The following is an 11426-nucleotide window of genomic DNA, read 5'->3' on the forward strand; positions in this document are numbered from 1 at the left end:
CGGGTCAGCTGCTCACCCGCACGCCTTCCCAGCGCTGCTGCACGAGGTCATACGGGATCCCGGTGACCGTCGGGCTGTAGGCGAAGATGCGCGGGTTGGTGTAGAGCCAGATGTGGATGGGGTCGTCCTTGACGGCGGTCACCACCGCGTTCTGCAGGGTGCTCGCGTAGTCGGACGACGTCAGCGGGACGGTGAGCGCCGCCGAGAGCGCGGCGGCCACCGCGGCCGACGTGGTCGACGTCTTGCCGTCCACGTTCATCAGGCCCTGCTGGCTGTAGAGCACATCGAGCATCTCCACCGGAGACATCCGCCCGGCCGTCCCGTCGATCGCGAACGGGATCGTCTTGTCCAGGTACAGGTACTGGGTCTCGGTGTCCTCGGAGATGTTGGAGATGTTGACCGTGATGCCGACCTGCTCGAGCTGCCCCTGGATCTGCTCGGCCAGCGAGTCGTCGTCACTGGTAGCGGTCAGGGTGACCGTCAGCCCGTGCGCGTAGCCGGCCTCCGCGAGCAGCTGCTTGGCCTTGGTGGGATTGTAGGGGTACAGGTTGGCGAGCTCCGGGCTGTACCCGACGAACCCCGCGGGGAACGGCTGGTAGGCGACCGATCCGTAGCCGGCCGCCTGGACCTGCAAGATCGCCTGCCGGTTGATCGCGTAGTTGATCGCCTCCACCACGAGCGGGTTGTTGAACGGCGCCGTCGTCGTCTGGATGTCGAGCTCGTTGACCACCTCGGACGGGATTATGGCGATCTTGAACCCGGCGGCCTTGGCCGAGGCGACCTGGTTGCCGGCGATGTAGGCCACGTTGACCTGGCCGGACTCGAGGGCGGCCAGGATCTGGGCCGGCTCGGTGATGTCAAGCACGTTGAAGTTCTCGACGTGGATCTGGCTGGCGTCCCAGTAGCCAGGGTTGCGCACCAGGCTGGCGTGCGAGTCAGGGACATAGCTGGTCAGGATGAACGGGCCCGCGCCGACCGGATGGGTGGGGATCGCCCCGACGTCCTTGAAGGAGGCCGGGCTGACCATCATCCCGTCCTTGCCCGCGAGCAGGTCGGGGACCTGGTAGTCGACCTGCGTCAGGTCAAGGGTGAAGCTGGTCGCGCTGTTCACGATGATCTTGGAGATGACCGCGAGCTCGGAGGACTGGGTGGAGTTCGCCTGGGTCTGGCCGCGGACCAGGTTCTCCTTGACCGCCTCCGCGTTCAGCGGCGTCCCGTCGGTGAACTTCAGGCCCGGGCGGAGCGTGAACGTGACGCTCTTGCCGTTCGGCGCGTACGTCCACGACGTCGCCAGGCCGGGTATCACGGTCCCGGCGGGATTGAGGGTGGTGATCGAGGCGTACACGAGCCCGAGGACGTGCATGTCCCAGCCGGCGCTTGAGGTAACCGGGTCCCAGGAGGTCGGGAGCTCCCACTCCCAGTTCAGCGTTCCGCTGGCACCAGAACTGCTGCTAGGGGTCGAACCGGATGCTCCGGTTCCACTGCTGGCGCCGCCGCATGCGGCGAGCGCCGTGATCGTGATGACGGCAGCGGCGGCCGCCACGCTGCGGTAGACCAGGCGCGACCGGAGCGGCCGGCGCGCGCGAAGAAAAGGAACAGGCATCGAGGTGCTCCGTTGGGGGGGGCGACATGGATGAACGGCTGTTGCAGCGCAACAGCCGCGATGGACAGGGATCGGGGCCACGACGATGTGGGCCGGGGCGGCTCGGCCGCGCCGCCCGGCCATGCCAGCCTAAAACATATAAAGTCGATCGGTCAAATAGGAATTGTGGTTAAGATCTGTCTCATGCCGCACATCCCCGTGACCACGCCTGCCTCGGTGCGCCGCGCACTGCTCGGCGAGAGCGAGATCGCGATCCTCGACGTGCGCCCGGAGGGCCGCTTCGCCGAGGGCCACCCGCTGTTCGCCGCGTCGTTCCCGCTGGGCCAGCTGGAAGCGCAGGTTTACGAGCGGCTGCCGCGGCGCTCGGTCCCCGTCGTGGTGTACGGCGATGACCCCGGCGACGCGGGAACCGCCGTCAGGAAACTGCGGCAGCTCGGCTACACCGACGTGTCGCTGCTTGACGGCGGACTGGATGCCTGGATAGCCGCTGGCGGTGAGCTGTTCCGCGACGTCAACGCGCCGAGCAAGGCGTTCGGTGAGCTGGTGGCGGTCACCGCGGGGACGCCGTCGCTGCCCGCGGACGAGGTCGCCGCACTGCTCCGCGACCGCGCGGGCAGCCAGGCCGGCGGGACGCCGCGTGCCGTCGTGGTCGATGCCCGCCGGCTCGACGAGTACGCCACGATGAGCATTCCCGGCGCCGTCAGCGTGCCCGGGGCCGAGCTGGTGCTGCGGGTTCGCGAACTCGCCCCCGATCCGGCCACCGTGGTGGTGGTGAACTGCGCGGGCCGGACCAGGAGCATCATCGGCACGCAGTCGCTGATCAACGCCGGGCTGCCCAACCGCGTGGCCGCGCTGCGCAACGGCACCATCGGGTGGGCCCTGGCCGGCCGCCAGCTCGACCACGGCCAGCTGCGCCACGCGCCGGACGTTTCCGTCGCGGCGGCCAGGCAAGCCGAGGCCGCCGCCTGGGCCGTGGCTGATAAGACTGGCGTGCGCCGGGTCAGCGGGGACGAGCTCCGGCCGCTTGACGACGGGACCAGGACCGTCTACCGGTTCGACGTCCGCACGCCGCAGGAGTACGAAAGCGGCCACCTCCCGGGATTCCGGTCCGCGCCCGGCGGGCAGCTGGTGCAGGAGACCGACTGGTTCGCCCCGGTCAGGGGGGCGCTGGTGGTGCTCGCGGGCGACGGGGGCGGCCGCGCGGCGATGACCGCGTCGTGGCTGGCGCAGATGGGCTGGGACGTCGTGGTGACCAGTGCCGAGCTGGCTGCGCCGACGGCGGGACCGCCCGGCACCGCCGGCCGGCTTGAGCGCGGGCCCTGGGCAGCCGAGCGGCCGCCCCTGCCGGATGTGCTGATGGCAGGCCCGGCACTCGTAGCAGGCTGGCTGCGCGCCGGCGAGGCACGCGTGGTGGACGTGGACACCAGCCGGCGGTTCCTGGCGGGTCATGTGTCAGGCGCGGCCTAGGCGCTGCGCACCGACATGTCGCGCCCGGAGCTGATCGACCGCCTCGGCCGGCCCGGGAGCCCGCGGCGGGTCGTCCTGGCCAGCTCGGACGGATACCTGGCCTGCTGGGCGGCGGCTGACCTTCAGCCCGCGCAGACCGGAGCCGGCATCGACGTGGTCGCGCTTGCGGCCGGCACCGAGGGCTGGGCGAGGTCAGGCCGCCCGCTCGCGTCTGGCCCGGCGGAGATGCTCTCGCCTGTCGCCGACGTCTACCGCCGTCCTTATGAGGGCACCGGCGTCGACCCCGCGGTCATGCAGGCATACCTGGACTGGGAGTACGGCCTGGTTGACCAGTTGCGGCGGGACGGCACCCACGGCTTCGCCGTCCTGGCGCCATAGCCAGGGCCGCACCGGCGAACGCGCTGAAAGGACCGCCATGCCCGCACCCTTCCGACTCGGCTTCCTGTCCCACCTGCACGGGGGCCCGAACCCGCGGCGGCTGTACCGCGACTACGTAGAGCTCTTCGTCGCCGCCGAGGAGCTGGGGTTTGACTCCGTCTGGGTGGCCCAGCATCATTTCGACTCCTCGTCGGGCGGGCTGCCGTCGCCGTTTCCGTTCCTGGCCGCGGTCGCCGAGCGGACCAGCCGGTCAGGCTTGGCACGGCCGTGGTTACGCGCCGCACTGGAACTGCTTGCCGCCCAGGTAGCGCCTGCGCTCGGCTGGCGGCCGCGGCGTCCAGACGGGCCAGTCCCCGCCGACTATCCGGCCGGAGCTGCAACATAGGACCCGAGCAGCAGGTTTATTGTCCGTTTTATGCCGATTTCTGACTGCCGTTTGGGTCCTATGTTGCCCGGCGGGCGCAGACAGCGACCGGTTTGGGATGGTTTGTCCGGATGGGGTCCGCCGGATCGGGTCCGCCGGGCGGGCCCGGGCGGTCCGCCGGGCCGGGGCCGGGCCGGGGCGGAGGCCGGGGCGGGGCCGGGGCGACGCTGACGGGCTACGGAACCTGGCCCGGCGGGGTGGACGGCCACAGGCTTTCCAGGTTGACCACGATGCCCTCCTGGCTGCTGCGAGCGATGACGACCACGGCCTCGCCCGCCCCCGGGTTCTCCTCCCGGTGCGGCACGTACGGCGGCACGAAGACATAGTCCCCCGGCTTGGTCTCCAGCCGCACCTCGCGGTCCCCGTCGGCGAAGACGAACGCGGGCGTGCCGGACAGCACGAAGATCGCGGTCTCCGCCTCGCCGTGGTGGTGGTCACCCGACTTGGCGCCCGCCGCGACGTGCGTCTGCCCCATCCAGAGCTTTTCCGCCCCGGTGCTCTTCCCGGAGATCGCCTCCCAGCGGGTCATCCCGGAAGTCTGGCCGGTGTCGCCGGTCAGCTCGCCGGCGCGGATCTGGGCCAGCGGCCGGTGCCAGTGGTCGTCGCTCATCGCAAGAAACCCCCATCTAGCCTTTATCGATCGATATAATAGGTTACACCTCAACGCTCATTCTCTAACGTAAGGGGAATCAAGGCCGTCGGGTCACGAGGCGCTGTCGGTTGCGTACACGCCCCTGGCGTAGTCGTGCAGCGCGGAGTGGGACCGGGCCAGGGCCAGGGCCGCCGCCCCGCCCTGCTCGGCGCCGAGCGGATCGCGGTCACGCAGCGCGTGGTAGCGCCCGGTCAGCTGTTTCAGCCTGGCTTCCATGTCCCACAGCTGCTCGCAGCGGAACTCGCACGCCGCCGCCATGACCTCGAGCGCCTGCACCGCGTCGCCGCAGCCGGTGACGATGTCCTCGTACTCGCGATCGCGCGCGGCGTTGAAGGCCACGGTCAGCTCCGGCTCGCCGGCCAGCGCCTGCGCCCGCAGCAGCACCGCGGCGCCGCCGGCGTCGGCGATCAGGGCCCGCAGCCGGCGCAGCATCCGTTCGGCCGGACCCGAGGACGGGACCGCCGCGCAGGCCCGCGACACGTAGACCGCGCCGACGGCGTCCAGCCGGCGGCGGAGCGTGGCTTTCAGCGCGCCCGTCTTGGGGGGCAGCCGGTAGACGAGCACCAGCCAGCTGACGGCAGCGGAGCCGTCCGGGACCGCCATCTCAGACCGCGCCGAGCAGGTAGGCCAGCAAGATGACGGCGAACACGTACAGCAGGTACAGGTTGACGTCGCCGGACTGTACCGGGCGCACCAGGTCCGCCAGCCACTCCAGTACCCGCACGGCCGGACGGTACAGGTACCGCTGGAACACCGGCGTCACCTGCGCCTCGTAGTGCACCGGGCCGGAGCGGCCCGCCGGGTCGTCCTCGGAGGCACGGCTGACGGACACCGACGGCCGGTACAGGGCGTCGAACGTGACCCGGGTGGGCGCGGAGAACGTCATCGCCGAGTACTGCATCCGCGGCCGGAACGACACGATCCCGCCGTCCCACACCGGCACCGTCACCGACTTCGCGCGCGGCCGGCCCGCCACGTAGATCAGGACGGGCACGGCCAGCGCGCACACGAGGAACACCGACAGGTAAGTCGGGGAGAACGCGGAGAAGTCGGTGTGCGCGGGGATGACGGTGAGCTTGCCTGGCAGCAGCAGCGGGCCGAGCGTGACCCCGGTCACGGTGTGCGCCACCCGGGACAAGGCAGACAGCACGACCGGCGCGCCGACGGCCAGCGCGACGCACGCGACGGCAAGCAGCCCCGGCCCGACGACCGGCTGCGCGGCCTCGGAGGCGGCGGCCGCCGGGCGGGTCCGCGGCATGCCCAGGTACGGGATGCCGAACCCGCGGACGAACGCGTAGATCGCCAGCCCGCCGGTGAGCCCCAGCGTCCCCGCGGCGAGCACGATGAGGATGCCGGTCAGGTGGCTGCCGGTGCGGAACCCCTGGAACAGGCCCTGGAAGATCAGCCATTCGCTGACGAACCCGTTCAGCGGCGGCAGCGCGGCGATGCCGAGCGTCCCGACGAAAGCGATCACCGCCGAGCGCGGCAGGCGGTGGACAAGCCCGCCGAGCCGGTCCATGTCCCTGGTGCCCGTCGCGTGCTCGGTCACGCCGGCCTCGAGGAACAGCAGCGTCTTGTAGCAGCCGTGATTGGCCACGTGATAAAGACCGGCGATCAGCAAGAACGCCCACAGGTCCAGCTGCCCGTAGGAGTGGAAGATCATCGCGGCGCCGAACGCGGTCACGATGATCCCCGTGTTCTCGATCGTTGAGTAGGCCAGGAACCGTTTGATGTCACGCTCGGCCATCGCGTACAGGATGCCGATCGCGGCGGTCACCGCGCCGCCGAACATGGTGACCAGGCCAGGCCAGGCGCCGCCCAGCGGCGCCAGCCGGAACGCGAACAGCGCGATCCCGTACACGCCGAGCTTGACGACCACGCCGGACAAGAACGCGGACCCGTCCGCCGGGGCGACCGGGTGCGCCTCGGGCAGCCACACGTGCAGCGGCACCAGGCCCGCCTTGAACCCGAACCCGATCAGCGCGAGCAGGTAGGCGGCGGCCCGCCAGCCGCCGTCCACGGACGCCGCACGCGCGGCGATCAACGGCAGCGACGTCGCCCCTGTCTTCGCCGACAGGATCACGAACGCGGCCACGACGAGCAGGAAGCCCGCCTCGGACAGGACAAGGAACCAGAACGCGCCGCGGGCGACGGGAACGCTGCGCGGGTGGCGGAGGATGAGCAGGTAGCAGGCCAGGCTCATCGTCTCCCAGGCGATCAGGAACGTGACCATGCCGCCGGCCGCCAGCACGGCCAGGCAGGAAAGCAGCGCCAGGTTGTAGGCGGCCAGGTACAGCCCGGTGCCCGCGGAAGGCGGGTGGTAGCGCGGCGCGTACCAGGCGATCGCCACCGCGACGACGCCGAGCAGCGCCACGAAGACCCCGGCCAGGCTGGTCGCCTGCAGCTGCAGCGGCCCGCCGGTCACGGTCGTGCTGCCCATGGAGACCAGGGCCGTGTTCCCGTACAGCAGCGACCAGCCGCCGCCGGCCGCCGCGGCGGCACCGCCGAGACCCGACAGCGCGCAGCACGCCCGCATCCCGGCCGGGGTCCGCGCGAACAGCAGGCCGACCAGGCCGGCGGCGAACCAGGCCGCGCCGGCCGCGTAGAGGAAGTCGAGCGGGGTCATCAGTCGGCACGGCTCCGTTCGGGATAATCCGCCGCGGTGAAGGGGAGGTCCCGCACCTTTTCCGCGAGCCGTCCCACCGCCACCCCCAGGCCGTGCAGCAGGGCCAGCGGGCTGGGCGGGCAGCCGGGGATCCACACGTCGACCGGCAGCACCGCATCGACGCTGCCGTAGGTGAACGGGTCCGCCGGGTACACGCCGCCGAGCGCGCACGCCCCGGTCGCGACGACCACCTTGGGGCCTGGCATGGCGTCGTACGTCTTGCGGGCCGCGACCGCGAACGCGCGGATCATCGGCCCGGTGACCAGCAGCAGGTCGGCGTGCCGCGGCGCGGGGGTGAAGAAGAACCCGAGCCTGTGCAGGTCGTAGTGCGGCGCGGCGAGCAGCCGGATCTCCTGCTCGCACACCGCGCACGACCCGGTGTCCAGGGTGCGGATGTGCAGGCTGCGGCCGAACTGCCGCGCGATGGCCGCGCGCAGTTCCTCCGCCTGCTCGCCCGTCCGCGTATCTTCCGCTGTCACGGAGCCTCCCCCCGGATCGGGATTTTTTTGATCAATACGGAACGGTCCGTGGTGGCTAGCTCGAACTGACCGCTCGCGGTGACGGCGCCAGGCGCCTCCGCCGCGCACCTGCCGCACGCGGTGCACGCGCCCACGTCGTAGACCAGCACGCTCCCGTCGCGATGCAGCGCACCGCTCGGGCAGATGGCTGCCAGCTCGTCTGCGGCCTGCCGGGTCAGCGCCTCGGGGCGGAAGGCCGGCGGGGTCGGCAGGTACCTGGCAGCTCGGTCGGGCCGCGCGGGATAGCGGGTGGTGACCACGCCGCGGCGCAGTCCCCTGATGAACCAGAACGTCATCGGTGCCTCGTCCCTCCCCTGCTCGCCCTCAGCGCGCCATTCCCGCCGCGGTCAGCCAGAAGCTGGCCTCGATGATCGGGATGTCGGTGAACACGTTCTGCGAGCGGCAGGCGTCGTCGAAGCCGCGCCAGTTCCGCGCCGAGGCCGGGCGCAGCCGTGCCCGGGAAATCCGGCCGTCGGTGTCGAGGGCGACCCAGGCGAGCGCCTCGCCGCGCGACGACTCCGCCCAGCCCAGCCCGCTGCCCGCTGTTTCCGGGAGCTTCGCGGCGGCGGCGCCCACGCCGGCCTCGAGGAAGTCGCCGATGAGGCGGACGGATTCGGCGGCCTCGGCGAGCATGACGTTGAAGCGGGCGAGCACGTCGCCCGCGGTTGGCCTTGGGATGTCGATGCGGCCCTGCTCGCTGGCGTAGGGGCCGCCGGGGCCGCCGGGCACCTGCCTGGCGTCGGTGGCCAGCCCGGTCGCCCTGGCCACGGGGCCGACCAGGCCGAGGGCGCGGGCCTGGGCCGTCGTGACGATGCCGGTCGCCTCGAGGCGGTCGACGAACGAGTTGGTGCCAAGGAGGGCGTCGGCGGCGCGCTTGAACTCCCCGTAGGCCTCAGGGAGCTCACGGCGGATCACGCCGGCGTCGGGCGCGCGGCTGACGCCGCCGACGTCGATGACGCCGAACAGGTAGCGGTGGCCGAACGCCTGGGCGTTCAGCCGCAGCATCCGTTCCAGCGCGATCTCGGCGGCGGACTGGCCGACGCTCAGCCCGGTCGACTGGCACAGCGCCGCCATTGCGGCCGCGTGGTTGTACAGCCGCTCGAGCTCGAGGGCGACGGCGCGGGTGCGTTGGGCTTCGTAGGGTGGGCGCGTCCCCGTCGCGGCCTCGGCGGCGGCGGCGAAGGCCCAGCCGACGGCGACCGCGGACAGCCCTTCGGCGCGCTCGGCGTGGAACAGGGCCTGCCGCGGGGTCTTGCCCTGCAGGCGCCATTCAAGGCCGCGGTGCTTGTGCCAGGTGAACAGGTACAGGTCGACGACTTCCTCGCCGCTGGTGACCAGCCCGTAGTAGAGGGATTCCATGCCCACCTGGCGGACCGGGCCGAACGGGAACTCGAACGCGCTGCCGCCGACCGTGTGCTGCGCGCGGACCTCCTCAGGCTCGGGTTTCGGCGGGCGGCCGAGCGTGGGCAGGTCCGCGTGCGGCGGCAGCATGATGCGGTTCAGCAGCTTGCCGCTCGCGGGCTGGATGCCGAACTGCTCGTAGATCTCGCATTCCTCGACGAACGTCGCGGGCGCGATATCCGAAAGCGCGGGGTAGGTGCCGCTGTCGACCGGCGTCTCTGTGATCACGTAGCCGGCCTGGCCGGCGGTGTCGTTCGCCCACACCAGGCGCAGCACCGTGTCGTCCCTGCCGCTGGCGAACATGTCCGCGAGCCGGAGGTTACCGAGGTCGCGCACCACGGACTCCAGGTCCGGGGAAGCCACCTGGAATGTGGTCACCTCGCCGGGCACCGCCCGCGGCTCGACGGCCGTCATCCGATCACCGCCGCAGAGTGCGTCAGGACGGCGTCCAGCCCGGCGGGGATCCAGAGCCCGAGAACGAGCAGCGCCGCGAGCCCGAGCACCAGCGGCGCGACGGCCACCGCCAGGCGCCACGATCGCGGGTTGTACACGGCGGCGTCCGGCGCGGTATTCGCGCTGGCCGCCTGCTGCGCTGCGGGTCTGCCGCGGGCATCGCCCGCCGGCGGGTCGCCGGTCACCATCGCGGTGATCGTGCGCGCGAACGCGAAGAACGCCACGCCGAGCAGGGCGAGCAGCAGCAGCGGGAACACCGGGCTGACCTCGGCGAACCCGGCCCGCACGATCGTGAGCTCGGCCAGGAACACGCCGAACGGGGGGGACCCGAGGGCCGCGAACGAGGCGAGCAGCAGCGCTCCCCCGGTCACCGGCACGGCCGCGAGCAGGCCGCTGACCCGGGCCGCCTCGCGCGTCTTGTAGCGCAGCGACACGTCCCCGCCGGTGAGGAACAGCACGGCCTTGGCGAGGGCGTGGTTGAGAACCTGCAGCAGCGCGCCGTAGAGCCCGAGCGTTCCGCCGAACCCGAGCGCGACCGCGATGATCCCCATGTGCTCGACGCTTGAGTAGGCGAACAGCCGCTTGAAGTTGCCTTTGCGCACCATGAACAGGGCGCCGATGACGATCGACGCGAACCCGAACGACATCAGGACCGCGCGGGGATAGGTGGCGCCGAGCCGCGCGTGGGCGATCGCGAGGAACCGGATGATCGCGTACATGCCCGTGTTCAGCAGCGCGGCGGACAGCATCGCGCTGGCCGGGCTCGGCGCCTCGGCGTGCGCGTCAGGCAGCCACGTGTGCATCGGCGCGAGCCCTACCTTCGTGCCGTAGCCGACGACCGCGAGCAGGAACGCGAGGCGCAGGCTCTGCGGGGCGAGCGCGCCTGCGTGCGCCACCAGGTACGGCCAGGTCAGGCCCAGGTTGGAGCCCGGGTGCAGGGCGGACGCCGAGTAGAACAGGAACAGCGTGCCCGCGAGCGCGATCGTGACGCCGAGCGAGCTGATGATCACGTACTTCCAGGCCGCCTCCAGGCTCCGCGCGTGGCCTTCCAGGCCGACGAGCGCGGCACTTGCCAGCGTGCTGGCCTCGACGAGCACGAAAAGCAGCCCGAGGTTGCCGGTTTGCAGCGAGGCCAGCATCAGCGCGGCGAACAGGCCGAAGAACGTGAAGTACAGCCGCACCTGGAAGGAGCTGAGGTCGCCGCTGTCCTCCTGCGCGCCGATGTACGAGATCGAGCCGAGCGCGGCGAGCAGCGCGACGCCGGACACCGTCAGCAGGAAGAACCCGCTCAGCGGGTCGGCGTACAGGAAGCCGTCCCAGCCGAGCAGCGGCGGCCGGCCGTCGAGCAGGACAAGCAGCGCGATCGCGCAGCCGAACGCGACCGCCGCTCCCGCCGTCTGCGCCAGGCCGGCTTTGCGCGCCCCGCCGCCGGCGAGCGCGGCGGCGGGGCCGGCCAGCGGGGCCAGCACGATGAGGATCGCCAGTACAATCATCCGCGCAGCTCCTTCAGTTCGCCGGCGCTGGCCTGGGCGAGCTGGCGGGTCAGCCCGGAGACGAACACGATCATGATCAGCACCCCCGCCACGATGTCCAGGAAGATCCCGGCCTCGACGATGAACGGGAACGTCGCGACCAGCGTGATCGCCCCGAGGAACACGCCGTTCTCCACGATCAGCCAGCCGATGAGCTGGGCCACGGTATGCCGCCGCACCACCATGGCGAGCGCGCCGAGCAGGATGACCGCGGTGGACAGCGGCACCACGGCAGCCGCCACCAGGCCGTGCGGCAGCAGCTGCGGCCGGGTGACCAGGTAGGCGAACGCGGTCAGCGCCCCGCCGGCGATCAGCGAGGTGGACAGGCCGGTC

12 protein-coding genes are annotated in these 11426 nt (G+C 71.6%); 3 read left to right on the forward strand and 9 right to left on the reverse strand.

Features of this window, described 5'->3' with window-relative positions; genetic code table 11:
* Positions 1–4: 4 nt before the first annotated feature.
* Positions 5–1603, reverse strand: coding sequence for an ABC transporter substrate-binding protein (locus tag Q1N79_RS09210; protein WP_300606820.1), 1599 nt, complete (start codon positions 1601–1603; stop codon positions 5–7).
* 183 nt (positions 1604–1786) lie between these two features.
* Between Q1N79_RS09210 and Q1N79_RS09215 the strand changes: the two genes are divergently transcribed.
* Genes Q1N79_RS09215 through Q1N79_RS09225 form a run of 3 tightly spaced genes read left to right on the forward strand, consistent with a single transcriptional unit; the run spans position 1787 to position 3833 of the window.
* Positions 1787–3070 (forward strand): rhodanese-like domain-containing protein, encoded by a 1284-nt coding sequence (locus tag Q1N79_RS09215; protein WP_300606822.1) that lies wholly within the window; start codon positions 1787–1789, stop codon positions 3068–3070.
* A gap of 15 nt (positions 3071–3085) precedes the next feature.
* Positions 3086–3448, forward strand: a complete 363-nt coding sequence (locus Q1N79_RS09220) for a hypothetical protein (protein WP_300606825.1) — start codon at positions 3086–3088, stop codon at positions 3446–3448.
* A 37-nt stretch (positions 3449–3485) separates the two neighbouring features.
* Positions 3486–3833, forward strand: coding sequence for an LLM class flavin-dependent oxidoreductase (locus Q1N79_RS09225; protein WP_300606828.1), 348 nt, complete (start codon positions 3486–3488; stop codon positions 3831–3833).
* A gap of 214 nt (positions 3834–4047) precedes the next feature.
* Here Q1N79_RS09225 and Q1N79_RS09230 read toward each other — a convergent pair whose 3' ends face one another.
* From Q1N79_RS09230 to Q1N79_RS09265, 8 genes are all read right to left on the reverse strand, one after another.
* Positions 4048–4482: a cupin domain-containing protein gene (locus tag Q1N79_RS09230; protein WP_300606831.1), complete on the reverse strand. Its 435-nt coding sequence runs from the start codon at positions 4480–4482 to the stop codon at positions 4048–4050.
* Positions 4483–4575: 93 nt separating this feature from the next.
* Positions 4576–5127, reverse strand: coding sequence for a Chromate resistance protein ChrB (locus Q1N79_RS09235; protein ID WP_300606834.1), 552 nt, complete (start codon positions 5125–5127; stop codon positions 4576–4578).
* 1 nt (position 5128) lies between these two features.
* The gene (locus Q1N79_RS09240) at positions 5129–7150 is read right to left on the reverse strand and encodes a proton-conducting transporter membrane subunit (RefSeq protein WP_300606837.1); all 2022 of its coding nucleotides are present in this window, start codon (positions 7148–7150) and stop codon (positions 5129–5131) included.
* Positions 7150–7668, reverse strand: coding sequence for an oxidoreductase (locus tag Q1N79_RS09245; RefSeq protein ID WP_300606840.1), 519 nt, complete (start codon positions 7666–7668; stop codon positions 7150–7152). Before Q1N79_RS09245 ends, Q1N79_RS09240 begins: the two co-directional genes overlap by 1 nt.
* Positions 7665–8003 (reverse strand): hypothetical protein, encoded by a 339-nt coding sequence (locus tag Q1N79_RS09250; protein ID WP_300606842.1) that lies wholly within the window; start codon positions 8001–8003, stop codon positions 7665–7667. Before Q1N79_RS09250 ends, Q1N79_RS09245 begins: the two co-directional genes overlap by 4 nt.
* A gap of 28 nt (positions 8004–8031) precedes the next feature.
* Positions 8032–9522, reverse strand: coding sequence for a hypothetical protein (locus tag Q1N79_RS09255; RefSeq protein WP_300606844.1), 1491 nt, complete (start codon positions 9520–9522; stop codon positions 8032–8034).
* The gene (locus Q1N79_RS09260; protein WP_300606847.1) at positions 9519–11054 is read right to left on the reverse strand and encodes a proton-conducting transporter membrane subunit; all 1536 of its coding nucleotides are present in this window, start codon (positions 11052–11054) and stop codon (positions 9519–9521) included. The genes Q1N79_RS09255 and Q1N79_RS09260 overlap by 4 nt, the downstream gene beginning before the upstream one ends.
* Positions 11051–11426: hypothetical protein (locus tag Q1N79_RS09265; protein WP_300606850.1), on the reverse strand; the 376-nt coding region annotated here is incomplete at its 5' end. The genes Q1N79_RS09265 and Q1N79_RS09260, both read right to left, overlap by 4 nt.

Source organism: Trebonia sp. (assembly GCF_030042015.1).
Lineage (GTDB): Bacteria > Actinomycetota > Actinomycetes > Streptosporangiales > Streptosporangiaceae > Trebonia.

Bases quoted from the DNA above. Each gene is read 5' to 3' on its own strand.
- Q1N79_RS09210 (WP_300606820.1), bottom strand. From the start codon at position 1,603: ATGCCTGTTCCTTTTCTTCGCGCGCGCCGGCCGCTCCGGTCGCGCCTG.
- Q1N79_RS09215 (WP_300606822.1), top strand. From the start codon at position 1,787: ATGCCGCACATCCCCGTGACCACGCCTGCCTCGGTGCGCCGCGCACTG.
- Q1N79_RS09220 (WP_300606825.1), top strand. From the start codon at position 3,086: ATGTCGCGCCCGGAGCTGATCGACCGCCTCGGCCGGCCCGGGAGCCCG.
- Q1N79_RS09225 (WP_300606828.1), top strand. From the start codon at position 3,486: ATGCCCGCACCCTTCCGACTCGGCTTCCTGTCCCACCTGCACGGGGGC.
- Q1N79_RS09230 (WP_300606831.1), bottom strand. From the start codon at position 4,482: ATGAGCGACGACCACTGGCACCGGCCGCTGGCCCAGATCCGCGCCGGC.
- Q1N79_RS09235 (WP_300606834.1), bottom strand. From the start codon at position 5,127: ATGGCGGTCCCGGACGGCTCCGCTGCCGTCAGCTGGCTGGTGCTCGTC.
- Q1N79_RS09240 (WP_300606837.1), bottom strand. From the start codon at position 7,150: ATGACCCCGCTCGACTTCCTCTACGCGGCCGGCGCGGCCTGGTTCGCC.
- Q1N79_RS09250 (WP_300606842.1), bottom strand. From the start codon at position 8,003: ATGACGTTCTGGTTCATCAGGGGACTGCGCCGCGGCGTGGTCACCACC.
- Q1N79_RS09255 (WP_300606844.1), bottom strand. From the start codon at position 9,522: ATGACGGCCGTCGAGCCGCGGGCGGTGCCCGGCGAGGTGACCACATTC.
- Q1N79_RS09260 (WP_300606847.1), bottom strand. From the start codon at position 11,054: ATGATTGTACTGGCGATCCTCATCGTGCTGGCCCCGCTGGCCGGCCCC.